Origin of the sequence: Streptococcus sp. 27098_8_148 (genome assembly GCF_041432105.1) — a bacterium.
Lineage (GTDB): Bacteria > Bacillota > Bacilli > Lactobacillales > Streptococcaceae > Streptococcus > Streptococcus parasanguinis_AE.
The window spans coordinates 192,638-216,236 of the sequence record NZ_JAPVYY010000004.1; the positions used below are offsets into that span (position 1 = coordinate 192,638).

General features: G+C 31.8%; 19 protein-coding genes. 13 read left to right on the forward strand and 6 right to left on the reverse strand.

The window, feature by feature from the left end:
• Positions 1-227: 227 nt before the first annotated feature.
• From O3646_RS05100 to O3646_RS05115, 4 genes are read left to right on the forward strand one after another with little or no spacing between them, the layout of a single operon-like run.
• Positions 228-1,424: a helix-turn-helix transcriptional regulator gene (locus O3646_RS05100; RefSeq protein ID WP_301354977.1), complete on the forward strand. Its 1,197-nt coding sequence runs from the start codon at positions 228-230 to the stop codon at positions 1,422-1,424.
• The gene (locus O3646_RS05105; protein WP_301354978.1) at positions 1,424-3,031 is read left to right on the forward strand and encodes a site-specific DNA-methyltransferase; all 1,608 of its coding nucleotides are present in this window, start codon (positions 1,424-1,426) and stop codon (positions 3,029-3,031) included. Before O3646_RS05100 ends, O3646_RS05105 begins: the two co-directional genes overlap by 1 nt.
• Positions 3,028-5,247, forward strand: a complete 2,220-nt coding sequence (locus O3646_RS05110; RefSeq protein ID WP_371610630.1) for a DEAD/DEAH box helicase — start codon at positions 3,028-3,030, stop codon at positions 5,245-5,247. The genes O3646_RS05105 and O3646_RS05110 overlap by 4 nt, the downstream gene beginning before the upstream one ends.
• A 39-nt stretch (positions 5,248-5,286) precedes the next feature.
• A complete protein-coding gene (locus O3646_RS05115) occupies positions 5,287-6,492 on the forward strand; it encodes a hypothetical protein (RefSeq protein WP_301354980.1) in 1,206 nt (401 codons plus the stop codon).
• 271 nt (positions 6,493-6,763) lie between these two features.
• Here the strand turns inward: O3646_RS05115 and O3646_RS05120 are convergent, their stop codons facing one another.
• Complete coding sequence (locus O3646_RS05120; protein ID WP_214255274.1) at positions 6,764-7,180, reverse strand: hypothetical protein; 417 nt, start codon at positions 7,178-7,180, stop codon at positions 6,764-6,766.
• Between the two features lie 539 nt (positions 7,181-7,719).
• Here O3646_RS05120 and O3646_RS05125 point away from each other — a divergent pair.
• Both O3646_RS05125 and O3646_RS05130 read left to right on the forward strand, forming a co-directional pair.
• Positions 7,720-9,060 (forward strand): nucleotidyltransferase domain-containing protein, encoded by a 1,341-nt coding sequence (locus tag O3646_RS05125; protein ID WP_214255275.1) that lies wholly within the window; start codon positions 7,720-7,722, stop codon positions 9,058-9,060.
• Positions 9,057-9,629, forward strand: coding sequence for an SLATT domain-containing protein (locus O3646_RS05130; protein WP_214255276.1), 573 nt, complete (start codon positions 9,057-9,059; stop codon positions 9,627-9,629). The genes O3646_RS05125 and O3646_RS05130 overlap by 4 nt, the downstream gene beginning before the upstream one ends.
• A 538-nt stretch (positions 9,630-10,167) precedes the next feature.
• Here the strand turns inward: O3646_RS05130 and xerC are convergent.
• The 4 genes from xerC to O3646_RS05150 form a co-directional block, all read right to left on the reverse strand.
• Positions 10,168-11,385, reverse strand: a complete 1,218-nt coding sequence (xerC, locus tag O3646_RS05135) for a tyrosine recombinase XerC (protein ID WP_371610631.1) — start codon at positions 11,383-11,385, stop codon at positions 10,168-10,170.
• Between the two features lie 67 nt (positions 11,386-11,452).
• Positions 11,453-11,713 (reverse strand): helix-turn-helix domain-containing protein, encoded by a 261-nt coding sequence (locus tag O3646_RS05140; RefSeq protein ID WP_320909469.1) that lies wholly within the window; start codon positions 11,711-11,713, stop codon positions 11,453-11,455.
• 140 nt (positions 11,714-11,853) lie between these two features.
• Complete coding sequence (locus O3646_RS05145; RefSeq protein ID WP_371610632.1) at positions 11,854-13,209, reverse strand: hypothetical protein; 1,356 nt, start codon at positions 13,207-13,209, stop codon at positions 11,854-11,856.
• A 324-nt stretch (positions 13,210-13,533) separates the two neighbouring features.
• On the reverse strand, positions 13,534-14,544 hold the full coding sequence (locus tag O3646_RS05150; protein ID WP_371610633.1) for a site-specific integrase: 1,011 nt from the start codon (positions 14,542-14,544) through the stop codon (positions 13,534-13,536).
• A gap of 1,050 nt (positions 14,545-15,594) precedes the next feature.
• Here O3646_RS05150 and O3646_RS05155 point away from each other — a divergent pair.
• Together O3646_RS05155 and O3646_RS05160 are read left to right on the forward strand one after the other, a co-directional pair.
• A complete protein-coding gene (locus O3646_RS05155; protein WP_371610634.1) occupies positions 15,595-15,819 on the forward strand; it encodes a hypothetical protein in 225 nt (74 codons plus the stop codon).
• Positions 15,820-16,125: 306 nt separating this feature from the next.
• On the forward strand, positions 16,126-16,545 hold the full coding sequence (locus O3646_RS05160; protein ID WP_371610635.1) for a hypothetical protein: 420 nt from the start codon (positions 16,126-16,128) through the stop codon (positions 16,543-16,545).
• A 68-nt stretch (positions 16,546-16,613) separates the two neighbouring features.
• Here O3646_RS05160 and O3646_RS05165 read toward each other — a convergent pair whose 3' ends face one another.
• On the reverse strand, positions 16,614-16,940 hold the full coding sequence (locus O3646_RS05165) for a helix-turn-helix domain-containing protein (protein WP_003013607.1): 327 nt from the start codon (positions 16,938-16,940) through the stop codon (positions 16,614-16,616).
• 159 nt (positions 16,941-17,099) lie between these two features.
• Here O3646_RS05165 and O3646_RS05170 point away from each other — a divergent pair, with 159 nt between their 5' ends.
• The 5 genes from O3646_RS05170 (at position 17,100) to O3646_RS05190 (ending at position 23,517) form a co-directional block, all read left to right on the forward strand.
• Positions 17,100-20,939, forward strand: coding sequence for an SEC10/PgrA surface exclusion domain-containing protein (locus O3646_RS05170; protein WP_371610636.1), 3,840 nt, complete (start codon positions 17,100-17,102; stop codon positions 20,937-20,939).
• 141 nt (positions 20,940-21,080) lie between these two features.
• On the forward strand, positions 21,081-21,452 hold the full coding sequence (locus O3646_RS05175) for a hypothetical protein (protein ID WP_371610637.1): 372 nt from the start codon (positions 21,081-21,083) through the stop codon (positions 21,450-21,452).
• 480 nt (positions 21,453-21,932) lie between these two features.
• Positions 21,933-22,805: a helix-turn-helix domain-containing protein gene (locus tag O3646_RS05180; protein WP_371610638.1), complete on the forward strand. Its 873-nt coding sequence runs from the start codon at positions 21,933-21,935 to the stop codon at positions 22,803-22,805.
• Positions 22,806-23,124: 319 nt separating this feature from the next.
• Positions 23,125-23,274, forward strand: a complete 150-nt coding sequence (locus O3646_RS05185) for a hypothetical protein (protein ID WP_003010099.1) — start codon at positions 23,125-23,127, stop codon at positions 23,272-23,274.
• Between the two features lie 114 nt (positions 23,275-23,388).
• Positions 23,389-23,517, forward strand: a complete 129-nt coding sequence (locus tag O3646_RS05190) for a hypothetical protein (protein WP_003010100.1) — start codon at positions 23,389-23,391, stop codon at positions 23,515-23,517.
• The last annotated feature ends 82 nt before the right edge of the window (positions 23,518-23,599 follow it).

The window sequence follows — 23,599 nt, forward strand, 5'->3', positions numbered from 1 at the left end:
AAAATATAGATAACTAATATGACTGTCTATATTTTGAGTTTCAATCCGTCAATTTGATGGCCATCAAAAAGAACTATTTAATTATTTATCAAGATTTTTCTTGATAATTCTATTTTATCTGAAAAAAATAATTTATTTTTCTACCAATAAGATTATTAAATCAATGATCAGGAAGTTTTGTAGCTTTTTAAAAAAGGAAACTTCCTAAAAAATGATATAATTAAATTATGGAAAGTAAAAATTTTGATTATAAGAAGTTAAATACCATTTTACAAAATAAGAATATCTCAGTTGAGCAACTTGCCAAAATGACAGGAAAAACGACCAGAGCAGTTCGTCCATGGTTAAATGGAACCAGTACACCACATAAAAGTACCTTAAAAAAAATAATTGAAGTTCTACATATCTCTGAAGAGAGTATTTCAAAGACAGGTGTATCAATAAGAAATAAAGAGTACGAAGTGATAACAGAAACACTAGATTTTCTTTTTGACTACTACCTACCGTTATTTGCATACTATACTCGAAGTAATGAAGGATATCAGTTAAATAAAAATATAGACAAACTCAATAAATTAAATTCAATACATAGCGATTCTATTAGATATAGATCTAATAAAGAATTATACAAAAACAAGACATCATTAGATCGCTCTCTAGATAGCATTATTAGTGAGATAAAAGAGTATGTTCAGAAAAATGATTTCCCCTTGGAGGAGATGAAAGAGATTTCAAAGAATATGATCTATGAGATAGCAAAATCTAGTATACGTAAAGAATATAGCAATCTTGATAAATATGAACTTTACCGCTCTACTTGCCTTGAAAGCATAACGACAATAGACAGAATTTTAAAATCCTCGCCAACTCTATTAAGAATGTTAGGAGAAAGAACTATTTTAAATTATTCGGATGAGTTACTTAAAGATAAAGCTACTCTTTCTTCAAAACACGAGATAGATTCTCACATGGGCATTATTGTAAATATCTTTTCTTCAAATATAAGGTTAATGAAAGATATCTTTATTCACGAACTAGAGCGATTCAGTTATTTTTCTGCATATTATTTATTTCTATACGAGCAAAGCATTTTAGATCAGAATTTTATAAATTTGCCAGTTCCTAGCAAAGAATTTGTGATATATTTGAATTGGAAGATATACAAGAGTGATGATGACAAATTTGCTAAAACTATACTTGACTCTTTGGAAAAACTGATACAAGACAAAGTTGATTTCCTTTCTAGTCATAGTTTTAATATTGAAGAAATAATTGATGATTTTGCTCCACTAGTAAAAGATGATGTTCGATTAGCCTGCGTATCGTATTTGCAAAAAAATATAACAGACTATTCAATAACATTGTTAAGCTTTCTAGAGGATCTACCGGTACAATTGACAAGAAAAGAGGAGGATTATTTATAATGGTCGAACAATTTAATGAACGTCCACGAAAAAATGAAAAGGATGAAGCAATCCATTATGTTAGAAGTCTGCTTGCAAAAGCTCGTGAAGATAATCGAAACGAAGATATAGAAAAATTAGAAGAATTAATTCGATTACTACACACCAAAAAATATGGTTTAGTTTGGGAAGAACATGCTGAATTCGTTGAAGAAGAGATGAAAACAAAAATTCCAGTCTTTGTAGAGGACCGAAATAAAAAAATTACAGGTAATCCTAACTCAACTGACTATAATTTTTTGCTAGAGGGAGATAATCTACACAGCCTTCATTTACTTGAAAAAACACACACTGGTAGGATAGATGTTATCTATATTGATCCGCCATATAATACCGGAAACAAAGATTTCAAATATAATGACAACTTTGTTGAAAAAGAGGATTCTTTTAAACACTCTAAATGGTTATCATTTATGAGCAAGAGATTGAGAATAGCTAAAAATTTATTGTCTGATACCGGAGTCATTTTAGTTAGTATGGACGAAAACGAACACTGTCAGCTCAAATTGTTAATGGACGAAATTTTTGGTGAAAATAATTTTGTAGAGTCTATTGTTTGGGATAAAAAATCATCTGCAAAGGGTGTGCCGCCAAGGAATATGATGGTCGGTGTACATGAGTATATTTTAGCTTATCAAATATCGGATAAATTCAGATTCTTGGGAGAAAAAAGAGATGAATCAGGATTTAAGAATCCAGATAATGATCCAAGAGGACCTTGGAGAGAATCCAATATAAAAAGCACGACTAAGCCTATTGAAGATGCCTTTACAATAAAAGATCCTAACACAGGAAAAGAATATACGAATACATGGGCGTTCTCAAAAGAGTCATTAGAAAGAATGATAGCAGAGGATAGAATCATTTGGAAAGAAAATCTTCCTAAACAGAAAGAATTTTTGAACAATATGAGAAATCCAACAAAAGCATTAAAATCAAATTGGGGAGTTTTTGATAATCAAAAAACAACAATGTTTTTAAAAAAATTATTACCATCTGTTCAATTTAATAATCCTAAACCATTAGAATTGATGAAATATTTGATTGAAGTCACAGTCCCGGAGAATTCTATTATTTTGGATTTTTTTGCTGGTTCAGGAACAACTGCCCAAGCTGTCATTGAAGCTGGAGGCAATAGAAAATTTATTCTAGCTACCAACAATGAAAATAACATTGCAAGTGAAATAACTCATGCTAGATTATTAAAATTGTCTGAGGGAACAGATTTTTATGTTCCTCAAAATTTTAACTTAAAATATTTTAAAACAGACTTTGTTGATAAAAGCCAATTCCCTGATATTACACTTGAAGAAGAATTACTTAAATATATAACTCCCCTTGTTGAACTGGAATTTGGTGTTGACATCTCTGACCCTTCTGTTCAAATTATTCTAACCGAGGAACATTTGGAAGATCTTTTGAAAAATGAAAAACTTGTTCAAGGGGCAACTCTCTTTATTCATCCTGATGTTTTTCTTGATAGCACTGAAGAGGAAAAACTCAATCAGCTAAATATCACTCTACAAGAAATTCCTGATTACTTCTTTGGAAAGGAACTTTGGTCATGATTACTTTAAAAGAATTTCAAAAAGATATAGTCGATAAATTACTCAGTTTTATTGCTCCTGAATACCGAGTCAATGAGCTCGTTATTAAGGCCCCTACGGGTTCCGGAAAAACAATCTGTCTTTTATCCTGGATTAACGATTATATTTCAACTACACATGATAACGTGGCTTTTGTCTGGTTCACTCCCGGAGCCGGTGAACTAGAAGAACAAAGTGAAGATAAAGCTAAAAACTTTTCAAGTATCAAACCTCAATCTGTCGACGATGCTCTGCTTCATGGATTTGATAATGGAACAGTAACTTTTATTAACTATGAGCGTGTTGTCGGGAAAAAATCTAAGGCGATGCTAACGGATAGTGAACGAGATAATCTCGATGATAAGATTGAAAAAGCATTTCAACAAGACAGACATTTTATCCTTGTAATCGACGAAGCGCATAGAAATGATACAAAGAAAGCTCGGGATATTATCTCACGATTTAAAGCTTCAAAAACAGTTAGAGTATCGGCTACAATTGATGACCCTAAAACGCCAGATATATCTGAATTTTATGAGGTGTCGGAAGAGTCTGTTATATCATCTGGGCTCATCACAAAATCAGTTGTCGTGAATGAAGGGATAAATATCAATCTTGAAGTTAAAGATGAGTTTGAAATTCTCTTTGAAGCAGCAGAACAGAAACGAAGAGAGATTGTCCAAGCATACTCTGATAATAATGTGCAAGGAGTGAATCCTCTTGTTATCGTTCAACTCCCTGATAAATCCGATTCAGAAGCCGAACTTGTAACACGAGTTGAAGACTATCTCAATAAAAAACTCAGAAAAAACTATGAGGACGGAACACTCGGAATTTGGTTAGCTGATAAGAAACGAAACCATCTTGATGTGACTAATCTTAATAATGAAGTCGAATATCTTATTATTAAGCAAGCTATCGCCACAGGATGGGATGCCCCCAGAGCAAAAATCCTTATTAAGATTCGTGAAAAAATGGGTGAAGCCTTCACTATACAAACTATCGGACGTATCCGTCGTATGCCACAGCCTCAACAAGGCCACTACGAGGTCGATGTTTTAGATAACGCTTATCTATACACGTTTGATAGTGATTTCTTGAATGGTGCTTTTGCCCAAGGTGGAGCTGTTGTTCCTACCCCACTTCTGCGATTAAAGGATAAAGCGAGAAGTTTAAAACTAGTAAGTGAGCGTATTATTAATGAATCAGAAGAGAAGAGCGAAAAAGTCATTCTTCAAAACCTCTATGAAGGATTGAAAAGAGATTGGGGACTCACTGATAATTTCGAGGCAAACCGAAATACTGTCGAAAACATTGGATTAAACATTGGACGTACAATAAAAACAACCTATAAACAAGGCCGTTTTGATACACTAAAACATACTGATCGGTTACAAGACCTTAATCGCCAAGTAGAAGTTGACTATAGAGGAAACCGTCTTGATCTACTTCACGCCTTCCACGAACTTGACCGTGTAATCCATCTCCCGATTTCAAAAGTCGAAGCAATTTTAAAACGTTTTTTCCTAAAAGATGGAAGAGCAAAGAAAGAAACCCTTCTACAATTAGATGCACAAGAATGGACAGCATTTATACTTAATCATTGGAGAGCTCTTCGAGAGGAATTTAGAAAAATTGATGTCGAAAAAGCAATGGTTCTAGAACTAGAAAATATTCAACAAAATGATTTTTCACTTCCATTGGAGGAGCGATACAGCTATAATCCTAAGATAGAAGCTGAGCCTGTTTATAGTAGTGCCTACGAGGGCTATTCTACAGCATCCATCGCTGTTCGACCTAGTCTAGTAGAACGTCTTTTAGAACGATATTTAGAAAATCGTGACGATGTTGATTTTGTTTATAAAAACGGTGATAAAGGACCTCAGTACTTCTCTCTAGCATACGGTACCAATGGTGGACGAAGTCATTTTTATCCAGACTTTATCGTTAGAATGAAAAATGAGGATATTTATATTATTGAAACCAAGGGTGGTGAAACACACTCAGGTCAGGATAAAAATATTGACCCCTATGCACCAGCTAAGTACGAAGCGCTAAAAAACTATGCAAAACGGCATGGTGTGAAATGGGCATTTATTCGTGACTATGATGAGAAACTTTGGTGTCTAAATGATGGGGAATGGTGCGATGAAATGGGGAACGAAAATTGGAAGCCAATCGATAATTTATTTAACTAATACCTGACACCACCATCTTGTTTTTTTAGGAGGATTAAAGTGGAAAATTTAGAAAAATTATTAGGAACTCTGCAGGAGCAAAGCTTTACCTTCAATTATGGAGATAGAGAAGCGAGGATTGATTTAGATACATTATTGTCTGATTATGATGATGGAACCTCATTTATAGACTACATATCAGATTTTTATTACGTTCAATCTGTTTATCAAAAATTAAAAAATAGTGAAGGTGCTGATCCTGTAGAATTCTTTAAAGAATTCTCTAATAGTAATAAATCATACTATAAACTATTATCATTTATTAAATTCTACTATTCAGAACTTGAAAGTTGCCTTCAATCGCTTAATGATAATGGTATTGAACTAGAAGAATATTGTCTTTTTGCCATTTTCGAATTTAGTTTGGATTTATATTTTGATAATGTGGATAAAGAGGTAAGCTTGAGCCGTTATTTTTATTTTTTAGAAGAAACATCAAATCCACTGCATAAATTTATTTTCTTGGTCAACATTTTAGAAATATTAATTTGGGATAAATTGGATTCACCTCTATATTATGAATCATTTGATGAACTCTTTGAACATTTATCATATCTATTATATGCTTTAACAGAAGAAGTTCAAAAATTACTAAGACGCCGACTCTCTAATGACAAGCTCTATCTTATTTCAGCCCCAATACATGATTGGTTTGGAAAAATAACTAGAAATAAGTCGTTTTCAATTGTTTTGAATAATTTGACAAAAACACAAGATGAGAAATTAAATTGTTATGCGGTTGCCTATGGTAATGACTTCTATTACTATGCAATAAATCATATGGACGGAGAGGACCGAAAAAAACTTCATGATACATTTAACAGCTTTCTAGAAAATATTCCTGCTGCACGATTGACAGATCAAGTAAGATATTTTTTACCTAATGAAATAGATTATATAACATATGAAGAATTCCAAAGCTTACCAGATAAACCAGATGGAAATTTTAATCGGATGTTTACTTGTTGTGAGAGGAAAATATTCGCAAAGCTAAGAACGGATAAACCAGCAGACAAATATGTCAATATAATTGTTACACAGGCTCCTTGTGAATATTGTTCAAGGGAATTACGTTATATTAAAAACAATAAAACATTAACTATTGATATAAATTATCCTGAGTTAAGTAATATCAATTCTTACGATAGTTTAGCACGCAAAATATTTGATTCCTGTCCACGTCATATGGGGGGGACAGATATTTAAATTTAATAAATAAAATATTATGTTTATCAAATGGCGTGATTTAAATGTTAAAAAAAGACCTCTTGAGGTCTCAGACTGAAGAAAAGTCCATTTTAGACAATTTTCTCCGGTCTTTTTCTTTTATTAGAGAAATTAAAAAACTCTTAAGAACAGCGTAATATCAACATTCCTAAGAGTTTTCACTATATGTTAACCAACCTACAAAATGATAATTTTTCTATTGCTGGTAGGGTTTGTATACGTTATGAAAGATCTCATAAGGTTTTTTTGTTTAATGTAGGTATTTTTGAACTTCCTCAAATGGCTTACAAAAAGCAGTTGCCCGCCCACCTAAAGGATGAATTGATTTCCCAACAAGTTGTTCAGTATCTTCTGCTAGAGTCATGGTATCAAACGTTATTTTTCTTGTAGTTCTAACATTTTCCCCATCAGGAGTCTGAGTTAGAGTTCGGTAATACTTAACAGTGTAACTTCGACGATAATCATCAGTCCATAGCTTTGCTGTTGCTAAAATTCTTCCAGAATCCTCTCCTGTGGAGATAATTAGAACACGCTGAACGTCCTCACTGTAATCAGGTGCGATCTTCCACTCGCCTCTAGCCCTAGTTAAAAGATCATTCAAAGATAAATCTTGAGCTTGCGAAACCTTTAGTATAAGTGTTTTATCCTTCATGGGATTTGTAGCCATTTAAACCACCTCGATTCGTATTTGATACATATATATTACCAAACAAGAACTTAAATGTCAAGTAAAAACTGTAAGTTTCTCTAAAGATTACAGTTTATATAAAGTTGGAGTATTTTGAATTTATAAGACTACCTTTTCTATTTATTTCTTCCTTTAATTCAGGAGAATAGTAACGATTCTTCCCTTTTTAACGAATTCCGTAACTATCAATCAATTTAACCATGTACTGAAGATTAGAAATGTTTATCTCAAATTGGTTTGAAAGACGTCTAAAGCTTTCTCAATTCCCTCATAAGTTGATTTCATAATAAAATAGTCCAAAAGCTAGATTTTTTTCTGTCTAACTTTTTGTATGCAGTTCATTACATTCAAATTAGAGTGTTGCATGTTAAAAAACACAATATATTGTGTTTTTTAAATATCAGTACACAACATATTGACAAAAACTAATATTTAGTAGTATAATCATCTTATATAAGTCGCTAGATAAAAAACTTTTAAAAGTAAAGCAATGATAAAAAATTAAAACAGAGGTACAGATGCTAGAATTTGATGTAATTGAACACTTTAAAACGTTTGAAAAAAACTTGAGGACTTCTGATGATGATGTAAAGACTATAAGTGAGAGAGTAAAAGTAATTACCAAAATAATTAACAAAGCTTATTGGAATATAAATTCTGAAGTTTCACATAGTATATTGGTAGGTTCATATGGACGGGGAACGGCGATACACTTGAGTGATATAGACTTACTTGTAGAGCTTCCAGAAAATCAAAAAGATCGATTTGGTAAGTATAGCGGAAACGGTCAGAGTGCCTTGCTTCAGGATCTGAAAAGCAAATTATTGAAGCACTATTCAAATTCGATTATTAAGGGAGATGGACAGATTGTTAGTATTGAATTTTCTGACGGTATTCGCTTTGAGGTATTACCAGCTTTTAAAATATCTGGTACAGATAAGTATGAATATCCCAATGCTAATGACGGTGGTAGTTGGGAAGAGACAGACCCTAAACTAGAACAATATAAACTAACGGACCAGAATAAACAATATAATTATGCTGTAAAAAAATTTTGTCGTATGTTACGTGCATGGAACGATGCAAACGATGTTGGATTGCATGGAATTGCCATTGATTCATTAAGCTATAAATTTTTTGAAACTTGGGATGAGTCTAAGACAGGGTATATATATTTTGATCAGATGTCGCGCGATTTTTTCAGGTATGTAATAAAATTTATAGAAAATAATAATATTCTACTCTCACTAGATGGAAGCTACAGCATTGAGGTTGACACTGCTATAAAACGTAAGGCAGAGAGTGCTCTAAGGAATTGCGAAGCAGCTATTGTTTTCTGTAGGGATAATCAGAAATCAGAAGAGTATTGGAGTAAAGTCTTTGGAAAAAATTTTCCAAAACTGTTATCTGGAAAAAATTTCCAAACTGACAGAGTTTCAATCTCAAACCGTAGCACTAGAGAACCAATCGGCACTGCTACGGATACTGAGCAATTTGCAGATGAAATGGGGTGGGATATTGCTATAGAAAAGATTATTGAAATCCAATCAAGTTTAGAGATCAATGGTTTTAGGAAAGGTAGCATTTCACATAAATTTAGAATCCCAATAAAACCTAACTCAAAAATAATCTTTTCAGTTAAAGATATTCCTGGTATTTATTGGTATTGGAAGGTTAGAAATGTTGGAGCGATAGCCAATAGTAGAAATGCAATCAGAGGTCAAATTGTAAAAAGGACATATAAGATCGTTGAACCTATTAATTTCAAAGGCAATCATTATGTAGAAGTATACGGGGTACATCAAGGTAGAGTGAAAATTTATGGGAAAATAGATGTGCCTTTGGAGGATTTCTTATGAGTGAAAATATTATGTATCAAAAGTTATGGCAGCAAATCGTTGAACAACATGCCAAGTTAGTATATAGTTTTACTACAGATGAAAAAGAAATAGCTCGTATATTATGGTGGGCGAAATTTCGACAAGTAATATCTATTATTTCGTCTGCAATAACAGTTAGCCCCGCTCTTTCATCTTTGTTTGGTCATAATGTGTGGTGGAAGTTTTTTTCTGCAATAGCTGGTATCGTTTTATTATGTTTATCTACTTACAATCTTAAAACAGATAATGACGGTAAGGTGATCGCTTTAAGAAAGTCAGCGGATACTTTGTGGGAAATTAGAGAAAAATATATATCTTTATTAGTTGACTTTGATAATTTTACGATAGAGGAAATTAGAGATAGAAGAGATGAGCTGATTAAAGAGACTGCTAATGTTTATAAAAATAGACCTAAGACAAGTCTACGTGCTTATAGAAAAGCTCAAAAAGCTTTACAAGTTGAAGAAGAGCAAACATTTAACGAGGGAGAAGCAGAGCAACTATTACCCAGGTCGCTAAGAAACAGGTATCCAATATCTAATCATTGATATATAAAAAGATAACAGATTTACCTCTGTTGTCTTTTTATATATCCGAACATCTAATTTATTTCACAAAAAATGTAGTCAAAAATGTAGTCATTCGGTTGATTTTTATTGCAATACATTGAAATTCGAAAACTCAAGAATTGCATTAAATCAAGGTTTTTTCGTCTCTACTGAAACGTAATGACCTATTATTTAACTTCTGTAAAAACTAAATAAGGTAAATTTTTGATATTCTGGTTCGATTTTCGCTTATTTTTTATGAAAGTTTACCTTATTTTAATGAAACTGATTGAAATTAGTTAAAATTTTATTTTTTGAAAAGTTATGAAAACGTTGATTTTAAAGCACTTTGAAATTAGATGAAATAAGTGGTGCCCCAACCAGGTCTTAAGAAAGCTCGTAAAGCTTCACAATTCTCAAAACGTTAATCAATACGATTATCTCAACGTTTCGAAACACTTCATGGTTCACACCATGGAGTGTTTTTTTGATGATTTTTAGCAAAATTCACACCACTTTTCACACCAAATTCACACCATTACTTTTTAAGATTACGAAAGGCAATTTCTCCAACAGCCATTGGGATTACGTTTGAAGTGTTGACATAAGTCTTAGTTGTAATCGTATCACTATGAGTGAGTGCTTCAGAAATAGCCTCCATAGAGGTTCCAGCCTGTTTAGCGAGTGTAGCTCCTGTATGTCGTAATTTATGAGGGGTTACATGTGCGAGTTCTGGATGACGACGCTTAACAGATTTCATCTTGTTGTTAAGATAATCAGCATGGAGACAACTGTTTACATTTCCCTTTGTATCAATATACGTAAAAACATACTGTTCAGGAGTTTGCATGATGTTAAATGAAGCCAGTTCAGATTTTTGTTGCTTCTTCCAAGAATTTAACAAGTCGGTAAGTTCTTGTGGAATCGAAAAAATCGTCTTTTTATTCCCTTTAGTTGACTTTCGATTTTTATATCGATCTAAGGCTTGAACCAATTGAATTTGTTGATTTTTGAAATCAATATGTTTCCATTGCAAAGCGTAGCTTTCAGATTTTCTATCTCCTAAGAAAAAAGTTGTATAGAATAACACATAATCTTTGAACAGGAGTTTGTCATTTTTTAAATCTTCTTCAAAAGCTGTAAACCATGCTTGAAGTTCTTCTTGAGATAGATATAAATCTTCATCTTTTTTAGATTCCTGTAGCTTGATTTTCTTAGTGGCTTTGATACGGCTTATAGTTTTTGATAGGCGATTAGTTTCGATATACTCTAATTCTTCTGCCCAGTCAAAGATAGAGTTAACGTAGCTCCTGATAACTTTGAAATTTGCATATTCTTCAGCCTTTTGAGTCAATAGATTTAGTACAACTTGCTTATTTTGATTAAGAAAGTCTATTGAATAATTCCCAAGTAAGGGTAAGATGTGTTTTCTAAAAGCAATTTCTGTTCCAACTATGGTTGCTTGAGAAGGTGGTTTAGCAGTAGAAGTAGTCTGACCTGCTTTGTAGGATTCCCACCAAACGTTTTGATAAAAATCGGAAAAGAGGATTGAACCATTTGTTTCCAATGAGGTTGAATCTCCGCTTAAAATTTTATCAATCCTGTTTTGTAATTCAAGTTCGTATTTTTTAGCCTCACTCCTTAGTTTGAAACGTTTTTCAATCACTTTTTTATCAATTCCCAATGATGATTTGACTTCTTCTGGGATATAGATACGTAAGCGATAAGTTCCATTTTTAGTTTTTGTAATTGACATAGTATTCTCCTTTTGAATTGAGCTAGAAAATACCATGGTTACATTATAACAAACGACCATAGAATTTCTACTGCTTTTGTAACCAACGATTGATTTCTGTTTTGCTAAAGCGAACAGTTTTTCCGACCTTAATACAAGGCAAACCTTGCTTAATCCAGCTGTCTAAAGTATTGTTGGATATATTTAAATACTCACAAGTCTGCTTTTTATTTAAAAAATGATGAGTACTTTCATTAGTATCTAAAAATTTATTTAGTTCTTTCTTAACAATATCCGATAATAGTAATTGAACTTGCTTAATCAGTTCTTCTGGAATAAATACATTCATAAATAGTACCTTTTTTCTTTCTGTTAGATTTAAATTATATTAGTTTAGATTTCCCATTTTTTAAGTCTTCAAGGGTTGAAGAGTTAAAAAGTGGGAAAACGTTGCTGTATTAATACTTCTTCTTTTTTTTCAATCAGAATTTATATTAAAATGGAAGAATTATTTATTTGAATGTTGTTTAAAATAGAATCTAGGATTGAACCTATGTCTTTATTCTTGTTTTTAAAAACTTTCTTAATAAATGCATCTTTTTCTTCAGCTGTAAAAGTAGGCATTTTAAACAAATGAAGTTTAGTATTTTGATTACTCTTGTAACAACCAAAATCAAGGATAGTAACAAGAGATAGAGTATTTAGCATTAAGCTAAAGAGATATAGCACTTGCCATGTAATCATAATAGAAAGAAAATAACTCTCATTTTTTAAATCATTCCTCCTACTTTCTTTAATCAGATTTTTTTTAGTTCTTGCACAGTTTTTTGGATTTACAAATTCAGATGCATCAATAAATAAAAAAATAGATTCATCCAATGTTATTGGATATAAATAATCCATAGCATGATTTAGTTGAGTTTCAAAAAAAGTTTTTATATATCCATCTTTACCTTTTTCTTCATACAATTCTTTTAACTTATTTTGGGTATCTCTTACTGAAGTTTGAACAATTATCTTAAAGTTGCACAATCCTTTCTTAATCACACGATATACAAATGAATAGAGCTGATCATTGTTTAGTTTATCCAAGTCAGTACTCTTGAATTCACTTTTAATTTTTTGTTTATTCAGTGTCATTTCATATCTATAGATGCGATATTTACGAGATACGTTTGATTCAATCTGGTTATTATGTTCAGCTTTTGCTGTTTTATCGTAAAGAACATGCAATAAGTTTTCATTTTTTTTACTTGAAAGAATATGGTGATCTTCGGGAGTTGAACATTCTGTATAAACTTTTTTATCTACTTGAGATGTTTTAGATAGACTCCTCAATAATAAATTTCTTGTTTGAAAATGAATAATCGCATCAGTAGCAAATGTAAATGAGATTTCCATTTTATGAATCCTAATCGTTGTTGGGATAATCCAAATACCAGTTTGCTGTTTGATTCCCGTTATAACTTTTATTAGTTTCTTTCGTATTGCAGAAATAGAGAGAGTTTCAAAATTGAGACCTCCATGATTCAGTTGTAGTAAACAATAATTAACAGTATCTCCGATTTCTTTTTTATAAATTTTTCCAATTTCAAGTCTTCCAAATTCCCTTGATTGGATAATTAAATCTTCTATCCGATTTGAATTGTAATTTAATTTTTTAACTTTATCAGGATTCTTTTTTCTGTATTCTATCAGCTTTTCGATGTCAACAATTAGATTTTCACCTAAGTTAAAATCCATGCGATCAAAGCCCCAGAAGGAATTCATTAAAGTAAAACAAGATTGAATTTCTTTCTCATTTAAATGCTTTTTTTCAGTAGAAGCTTTTGTCTGTCTTTTCATGTTTTAACGTTTCCTTTTTACTATTATTTTTGATAGGAATTATGCTAGGAAGTATTAGATGTCGTAAAATCAATATATTATCACAACCACATTTTGGTTCAAAACTAAAATTCCCTATTATAGGTATGCCATTTTTTTGACAAAAAACGCCTTTTTTTTAAAAAAAAATAGTGAAAAAATGGAAAAATTTTGAAAAACAATAAAATACACAATGTTTAATTGTTTAAAAAACGCGTAATGATAAGGGTTTGGAGAAAAAATTAGGTTTTTCCCTACTTTATTTATTTCAATGAGAGATATACAATTATTTTTTAAATGTGCTTATTAGTTTGCTTGTGCGATCAACTTATATGCATAGGATTTTTGAAACTCTTCTGGTCGATTGTGTCCGAGAGCACGAGATACAATTAAGCAGGCCTTTCGATCCAGGACGACTCCCCTTAATTCTCCTCTTAGAAAAATTTTTTCTTTTTTATTCTTGATATCTTTGAGATCTCTTGCGACAAGAAGATAAAGACGTTTTGCGTATTCTGCCCTATATTTATGTGGCTTTAAAGCGGTTGGAACTTGAAACACACGCTTTTTACCAGCTAGTTTAAATTCTTCAACAAGCTTCTCTAATTCTTCTTTGTCTCGCGTAATAATCGGAACCCAACGGTCTCGGGCTCCTTTTGTTTTATGCTTTTTACCAATGATTTTAAGATAATATCGACCATCTTCACGTTGGTAGAGCGAGTCTCCAGTAATTGCTTTTAATTCATTTTTTCGTAGCCCGGTGGCAGATACGATAGAAAACCAGCGATTATTTGTTTCTTCAGACATTCTGTCGTCATTAGACTTCAGGCGATTATTCTTTTTGTCGGCTCTATATCGAATATCCGTTGCAATAAAAGCGGTAGAAGATACACCCAGGACTTTTGCCAATGCTGCTTTATAGGTTGACTGAGTAGGAGCAGAAAGTCCTGATTTTTTACAATGTACTAAGTATTGATTTACTAAGTCAATCCATCCATCTATAGAGTTAGATATCTCAAGAGCTTCTAAATCTTCGGCAGTAGTTGTTGCGGCAACAAAGGAAGCAAATCTGCTCCAAGACCCAGCGTAATTGTGTAAGGTTCGGTCTGTATGGATTAGATAAATGTCCTCTCCCGTTTTTTTGGATTCATTTCGCTTGATACCTTTTCCTTTTTTAAAGCGCGCGACTAGATTAGTCAATCCTTTTGACTGGATGAATTGTTTACGGCCTTCGAAAGTCGTTAGAGAATCAATTTGTTGTTTCTTAGCTTTCTCCTTAGCTTTTCGTCGTTCAGCACGACTACGTTTCTTTTTTGCCATGGTTCTTTCCTTTCTATAGTAGATAATGTGCTTATAAAGATGATCTTAAGAAAAATCTTAAGGTCTTTCTTATTCAAGTTGAAGTAGTGCAGTGACATAAAGCTTATATTCACTGGGATAGTATCTTCCCTTTGCTGAGGGCGCTTCTTAATTGTGATGGCCAAGAAGATAACCAAGCCATTTTACAACATGACAAGTTGACTCAATTCAAATAAGATGTAGAGTTCCATCCTACAGATAAAAATCTGTTGTTTTTTCTTTTTACTCTTTTTCAGGTTTAAATGCTATGGATTTAGCGACTGTGTTAAGCTAGTTTTTTGTATTTGATTTTTAGACTTTTGTTATTTACTTTCGTTCTTATACTTTTATACTTTACTTTGTTATGATCAAAAAATTTTTTTACTGCTATTGACATTACTTTTATTATCTATACATTTATTTTTTTAGTTAGTGAAATACAAAAATTGGTTCTTTCTTAACTCAGCTTAAACCTGCTGTTTCCACGATAGCTACCTCCTTTTAAATATTAAAAAAAAACGTAGCTATTTAGTTACGTCTCTACTTAATCAATCTTTAGATATCTATAGTATGCCATAAATTGATACTTCTAAAAAACAAATTTTTTCTTTTTTGTGTTATTCGGTTTTATTTCGGACTGTGTGTTTAGCGTGACCTACACATACGTTTCTGTCAACGCTAAACACACAGAAAAGTCAGCGACGCAATAATAAGGACAGGATTGATTGAAGGAAAATGCATTAAAGTTTCTTATACAAATTGAAAATCAGAAATCTCAGAAAGCAATTTAAATTAAAATCACTCCATTTTTTAAAATCCATTGTAAAAAATTTTTTTATAAATTCCTTTTTCTGGCATACTATTAATATCCAGAAAATTTTTTTAATACAAGAGGTATCTGATATGTTTAAATTAAATTATTTAATTATTAATAGTGTCCTTTTCAAATGGCGAAGAGAATTCGAAAACTCATTCGATTGTATCCCAAAAAAAACTGTTTATGAGTTTCATATTTATGAATCAGGAGGGGGAATGAAAATTAGACAAAAAGAACATAATGCAATTCATATTTGCTTATATTCCAGTAACAGGAGTTACGTTACACTTTACTTAAGAAATTTTACGCCAGATGATTTAGAGGCAACGATGAATTCTATAATCAGGCAGAAGAAAGAGCTTGGATATGAGCGGTTGATTTGTTTATTTTCTGAGCTCAAAAATGAAGAATCCTTGAGTTTACTAATGAAGTTATCTTAAAATAAAATAAACACACTGGGACAAGTATGAACTGCACCCCAAAACCTAGACAAAAAATTATCCTTTGGAGCCAATAGCTTTTATAGTACTTTTTTGAAAAATCGTTTTTTTATTTTTATCAAAAAATGGCATAATAATATTGAAGATAAAAAAAGGCAGTGGTGAACTGTCTTTTTTTGTTTTCAATAAAGGAGGTAGCAGATGATCAAGCCAAATCATTTAATAATAATATTAAAGAGAGTAAGGCCGCCGTAAATCTAAGGATAAAAAAATCTTTTTCTAAAAAAATAAATGGAGGAAAACAAAATGAAAACATATAAAAAGTATGTAGTTTTTTCAACTCAACAATATCTTTCAGAGTTAATTAATCGCAATGAAGAAATTAATATTAGAATGTTTTATTCAACATTTGATGAGGATCAGTATATTTCAATCTTGAATGATCAAGATCAAGAAGTATCATTCAATTTTGTAAATGATAGTATTGAAATTGAATTAATTGATCCGTTGTGTGAGAAAATTTTGATTACATTTGATACTGTAGAACAAACAGCCAAAACCCATCAAGTAATTAAATTTCTCTTAGATTTGTTTTTTAAATTCAATTGGCATGAATCAGTTGCAGCGTTATCAGTTGCAGATTTCTGGGAATTGATCAAGAATTACGAGAAAGATAACCTTGATATGACATTTGGTTACCCAAGAATCGCAGGCTCTAATAGCTAATAGCCATATTTTTATGCACAAAAAAGTGGAAAAGGAATAGTTTTTATACTTATCCTTTTCCACTCTTTTTATTTTGTCTCGTTAATAATTGTGTTAATAGCTGAAATGACTTTATTTTGTTTGTACTCTGGTAAAGATTTGATAGTGTCGATAAGCTGTGCTAAGTCAGTGCTTTCTTCTTTAAGTGTTAAATCAAAAAAAGTTTGTAGATCAACATTTAAGGCTTCTATAATTTTTTCAAGCGTACTAATTTTTATATTGGGCTCTAAATTTTCTAACTTATACGCGTAATTGGTACCAAGATCTGCTTTTTCTTCTAATTGTTCCTGAGTCATACCTGACTGAATCCGCAAAATCCGTATTCTTTTGCTTATATACTTTTGTAATTCTGACATTGCTCACCTCGTAAGACTATTCTACAGTCTTAGAAGGTTAGATTCTAGTTCTTAAAAGGTTGGAAACAACTTTACAAAGTTGCTAAAATATAGTATAATTCGGATGTTTATAATTAAATAGTGATAATTTGCTAAATACTCTATCATAAGGTGGGAATTATGAAAAAGAAAACGATCAAAGCAACTGTATCTGCTGTATCAATAGCTACGGCTTTTGCGGGAATTTCTGTTGTACAAGCGGATGAAGTAACTGCAACTCAGCCAAATGAGTCAACATTAAGTGTTGAATCGAAGACTCCTTCGTCTACAAATATAAAACAAGTAGACGGAGTATTTGTCCATAATGGGGTTGCAACCGTAATGAAAACACCAACTTCTGAAGTTGTAGAAGAAGCAAGAACGATCAAGGAAGAAACGGATCGAACGGTTTCAAATCAAGAAAGTGTATTAGAAAACGCTAAAGCTTCAGAAGTAGCCACTTCATCAAAAGTTTCCGAGGCAAATGTTGACTTAAAGAATGCTGAAGTAAATAAAGAATCAGCTACGCCGGAAAAAATTGAAAAAACGAAGAATGAAATATCGGAAGTAAAAGCTGACATTGAGAAAAAGGAAACATTACAAAAAAATGCATCTGATAAAGTTCTAGAAGCTGAGAAAGAACGTAATCAGCAATCAGATGTTATTAAAAAAGATCAAGATAAAATTTCAGAGCAAGAAAAGAAAGTTTCGACAGCTAAGGGAGTAGTAGCAACTGCTCAAAAAAATCTTGATGGTACTGGAGCATCGGAAATCATTGCTGAAAGAGACAAAGCAAAAAGTGATGTAGCTGAAAAAGAATTAGAAGAATCAGCAGCGAAAAAGGCTTTGGAAAATGCTATTAGCGAAGAAAAAAATAAAGCTGAAGAACTCAGTAAAGCTTCTGCTGATGAAAAAACGCAACTTAGTGCCAGTCAAGTTTCTGCTAAACAATTAGTAGATGCTAGAAAGGTTGCAGAAGAAGCAGCAAGTGCATTAGTGAAGGCTCAAAAAGAGAAAGATACTGCTCAGAAAGTTTTAGATGGTACTGGCGTTGAAGAAATTGTAGCAGAACGTGATGCTGCTAAGAAAAATTTAGATGCTAAAGCAGCAACTGAAAATACAGCGAAACAGGAACTTGATCGTGCCAAAGAAGCAGATAATAAAAAAGCAACTGCACTAAAAAATGCAAAATCTGTTGAAGCGGATCAAATAAAGAAAAGCCAAGAAACGGCGGCAAACTTGTCATCTGCTGAGGAAAAACAAAAACAAGCACAAGAGAATCTAAAGAAAGCTCAAGAAAATAAGGTTTCAGCACAAAGTAATCTTGATGCTTCTGAATCACAACTTGCCCAAACAATAGCAAATCGTGATAACAAAGCAAATGATTTAGCAAATAAACAAAATAGTAAGATTAGTGCAGAAGAGGAGCTCAAAACAGCTAAAGAAAATGATGCTAAGAAAGCTTCAGAAATTTCAGTTTTAACTACTAAGAAAAACCAAGAAGAGGCAAAAGTAAATAAAACTTCAAATGAGCTAGCGAGTGCTACATCAGCAGCTCAAGAAGCAAAAGAGAATAAAGAGAAGGCCGATAAAGCGGTTGAAACGCTCAATAAACAAATTGCAGCAATTAAAAATCTCACTATTCCTCAATTGCCTCAAGATGTCATTACTGCCTATAAGGCTTATCTCGCCGATGACTCGGATGCAAATAAAAATGCGTTGAATGACATTATTCAAAAATGGTTCAAAGATAGTAAATATGATTTTGGAACAGGTATTGTTGAATACTCACCCGAACATCAAAATGTATACATAAAAGAATGGTCAAACAAGGATATTGTTTTGCCGATCGATGATTCAGTCGTAGATTTAGACAATTTAACTGATAAGCAAATTGAAGCCTTGAGCCAATATTATGCACTTCTAGCAAATAATCTTCAAGACCAAGTTTGGGGTAGTCACCATTATATTGTCACTGAAGAATCTGTTCAGGGTGTCAAAAACATTGCAAAAGCCTATGCTGAAGAAAATAAACCATACAGCACAAGTCACAGCGATACTGCTCTAGCGAAAGATGGATTAGATTCCATCGTATGGACTGGAGAAAACATGAGCTATGATAATACTTTACTGGGTTATGGTGCGTATTATTCAGAAGCTAAAGAAACTCGTAAAGCAACAATGTCTCAATTGTATCGCGAGGTATATGATGCTGTAATTAGTTTTATGACAAATGATGTTCATGCCTACTTTGGTCACATGAAGCTAATGATTGGGGAGAAAGCTCCTTCAAATATTCGGGCAATTGGAGCTGCAAATAGTTTCACACCAAGTGGTGTTGGACGCATGCACTTTATCGAATTCAAAGGTCAAGATGCACATCTTGAATATGTTAAAGATGAGCAAACTGGTGAATATCATTTTGTAACTGTTGACGATTATTATGATAAAGGGATTGCCAAACCTCTAGCTACTCCATTTGATACTTCAAAAATGGAAGATGAATTAACAGCTGCTAAAGCCAAACAGACTGCAACAAATACAGCAAATGATTCTGCACAGAAACGTTTGGAAAAAGCTAAATCAGAAAATGATTCAAGTTTAAAAGCTCTCAAAGAAACGACAGCAAAATTAGATGCTCTCAAAGCTACTTCTGATCAAACACTTGCAGCAACTAGTAAATTAGAGATCGCTACACAAAATTATAATGAAGCACAAAGCCAATTTAATAAGGCTCAAGATACACTCGATCAATTAAATGCTGATATTCAAAGTAAACGTCAAGCTTTAGCAAATGCAAAAGATAATTTAGATCAGGCTACAACAGCAGAAGAAAAAGCTAAATCTGATCTTGAAAAAGCAAAAGTGGAAAATCAAAATGCTAATCAAAATTTGAAACAAACTCAAAAACTAGTAGCAGAATTAATGTCACTTCCAGATCAAACTCCAAGTGCACAGAAGAAATACGACAATGCGAAACAGCTAAAAGAAGAAGCTGAAACAAGATATATCAAAGCACAAACAGCATTAGATAACTTAAATGCAGACCTTAAAATTAAACAAAAAGCATTAGAAATTGCAAAAGAGGAGCTTGAAAAAGCTAAAGCGTCAGATAAGACTGCAAGAAACAATTTAGATGAAGTAACAAAAATTCATGAAGAACATTTGACAGCGCTAGATATTACACGCCAAACAATTGCAAGATTAAACTCAATATCGGATAAGACACCTCTTGCACAGAAGAATCTAGATGAAGCTTCTCAACAATTGATTGCTGCCAAAACTCGTTATGCAAAAGCACAAACAGCGGTTGAAAATTTAAATGCAGATATTCAAACAAAACAGAAAGTTTTAGCAGATGCGCGTGCAGAATTGGATAAAGAATTTAAAGTTCTTTTAGATCTTAAAGCTGAAAAAGCTAAGGATGAAGCAGAACTCAGAAACCGTCAGAATAAAGTTGAAGAGTTAAAAGTTAAAGAAAGTCAAATTAAGGATGAAATTTCTAAATTAAAGACTCACTTAGTTGCTTTAGAAACACTTTTGGATCATCTTGAAAATGCTGATGCATATTTGAAGAAAGCAAAAGAAGCATATGAGAATGCAGTTGAAGAGCATCGTTTAGCACTTGAGAATGTAGCAAGAGAGGAAGCTAAACTTAAATCACTTCTACAAGATCAATTGGATGCAACTGCACAATATGAAGCGGTTAGGGAAGCCTATTTAAATACTCGTACAAGACAAAGCGAAGTCTTTAACGATAAAGTAGATCACAGGATGATTTCTCTGAATCCTACGTCAGAAAAGAGTATACCAGAGAATACTTCTAACGAACGAGTATATAGCTATGCTGGAAATCAAGCTAAATATGCTGCAAATAGAGCCTTGCCTAATACAGGTTCAATTGAGAATTGGTTAGTGTTTGCAATGGGAATTGTTCTTTGTAGTTTTGGTATTTCAGTATCACGGAAACATCGTGATTAATAAAAGTTAGTTAAGTATTTCTTATTGTAGGAATGAATAAAAGTTTATCATTCAAAATTTGATTTTTACTAATGATGTTAGTGAAACTAGGTATATGAAAAAAATAATAAATATCTTTAGATATTTATAGGAGGAAAAATAATGAAAAAAATTATTGCTTTAGTTGTTTTAGTACTTGTGGTTGCCGGTGGGGTATTCTTTTTCTTGAATCAAAATTCAGGACCAGAGAAGCAAATTATTGGTACTTGGTATGATAGTAAACACGATTCAACTATCGTTTTCAATAGCGACAAAACACTAGAAGTAACAAATAATAAAGACGAATCTAGAGATGGAACTTGGAAAATCGCTGGAAAATATGTCAAATTAAAGGTTTCTAGTGCAGCGAGTGCTAAAGCTGAATTACCTGGAAAAGATGAAAAAGAAGTAAAATATTTAAAGATTCAATTTAATTCAATTGAAACTGTTAACAGTGATTTTCGTGTAGCAGACGGAACTTTTGAAAAACAGTAATATAATTTAAGTATCTATCTTAAATATAGTTAAAAGATAAATAATAAAAGGATTTAGAATTAAGGTTATTGTTAACATGGTTCTAAGTCTTTTTTATTGAGATTTTATCAAATTAAAAAATATTAGATAACTATTGGAGATTTAAATCAACCTATTCTAAGATCATTTGAAACAGAATCTTGTCAACTAGTTTTAATGAAGTCTTGTAAAGCATTATAATTCTCAAAACGTATCAATCAATATTTCTATGATGTTTTAACCCATTTCAGAAATTATAGAGTCATAAGAAATAAAAATTTTGTTACATTATTTTTGTATGGTCTTATTTAAAATTGTTATTTGGTATATTGTTAAAATTATCTATCATCTTTTAAATTAAACATATATCCATGATGTGTATTTTTTAGATAAAAAATTTGAATATTAATATCGTTCGTGCTAAAATTGATGATGCAATAAAGTGATGAAGAGGATATAAGTTTGAGGACACTATTAGCAACAAGGTTAAAAAATAGACGAAAAGAATTAAAAATGTCGCAAAGAGAATTGGCTGAAGGAATTTGTAAACAGGGTCAGATTAGTCGACTAGAAAATGGAGACTATACTCCAGGAGCGGACTTCCTATATGCTCTAGCACAGAAGTTAAAAGTTAGTATGGATTATTTTTTTGAAGAACAGGTTGAACAGAAAACAGATGAGCTATCTGAGTTTAAAAAATTAGCACATATTTTTATTCTGAATCGGAATTATGAATCTTTAAAATATATATTTGAATTAGAAAAGATAAAGAGTCATCGCTTATCTTTATCTGATAAACTTTATTTGGAGTGGATAAAGTCTCTTATTGATTTTTATTTTTATGGAAAGAAAAATGAAGCGGTTATAAAGTTAGAGGAAGTATTAGAACAGACTAGTTTATATGATCTTAACTACCTTCAAGTATCTAATACATTATTTAATTTTTACTATGAAGTTGGGAGTTTAGAGCGGTTTAATGAGATAAAAGACAAATTGGAAGAAAGAGTCAGCCAATTGAGTTTAAATACTGTTGAAGAATTAGAATTGTATATTAAATTCAATTACAATATATGTCGCTATTTATGGCTCCAAAAAGACATTGAGGAAGCAATTACTAGAATTACCACTACTATAAAAAAATGTAAGGATTACAGAACGACTTATCTATTAGCTGATTTATATTTGTTGATGGGAAATATAAGTGAAATTATCTCCTCAAAAGATATTGCAGTAGAAAATTATGAATTAGCTCGTTTTTTGTATAAACTCGATGAAAATATCCCAATGATGTTAAAAGTGGAGCATTATATTGTAAAAATGGCGAATAAAGTATAAGAATGTCCAAAAGTAAGTTATGTTAGATTGAAGAGAAAGTCCATTGTTGATAATTTCTTCAATCTTTTTTATTTGTTCTCGAAGAAAGATTTCTAAAACAGTTACAGTAAATAGGTAAAATATTAAAAACAATCTAATAGATTTCAGAAATTATTTGATTAATCTAGAGTGTTTTGTTGTATTAGTACGATATTTTGAACAATTGATTTTTAGATACAAAAATGTATAAAAAAAAAAAATATAAAAAAAGATTATAAAAAAGATTGACTCGGATGATATGAAGTGCTAAAATGTATGCAACAACAAAAAGGAGAAGACTATGAAAGTTTTTTTAAAAAAGATTACAGTAATTCTATTTTTAGGAGTCGTATTTATAAGATTTAATTCAGTCACGAATTTAGACTTCAACATTGTACAACCAAATAATATAGGAACAGGTATTGATCCTGGTCCTGCTAATTTTAAATAAAATCTTTTGCCAAATTGGCTTTCCGATGGATATCTGTAAATGCTATCTATCGGAAAGCTATGTGATGACCGCTAATATGGCTTTTATAAATATTTTTTCTGGAGGATTTCGCAGATGGAAAAATCAATTAATGACTTACTAGTAACAGTAAAAATCGAAACAACACCAGCTAAGCAACCTGAAGTAATGTTGAAACATACGGGTGGTTCAGGTGGATGTTCCTCAACTCCAAGTTGTTCATAGTTTTATTTTTAGTAAATAAATTAAAATTAAGTTAAGTAATATTCATTGCGGTCGTTTTTATTGCTTATATACATGACATCTG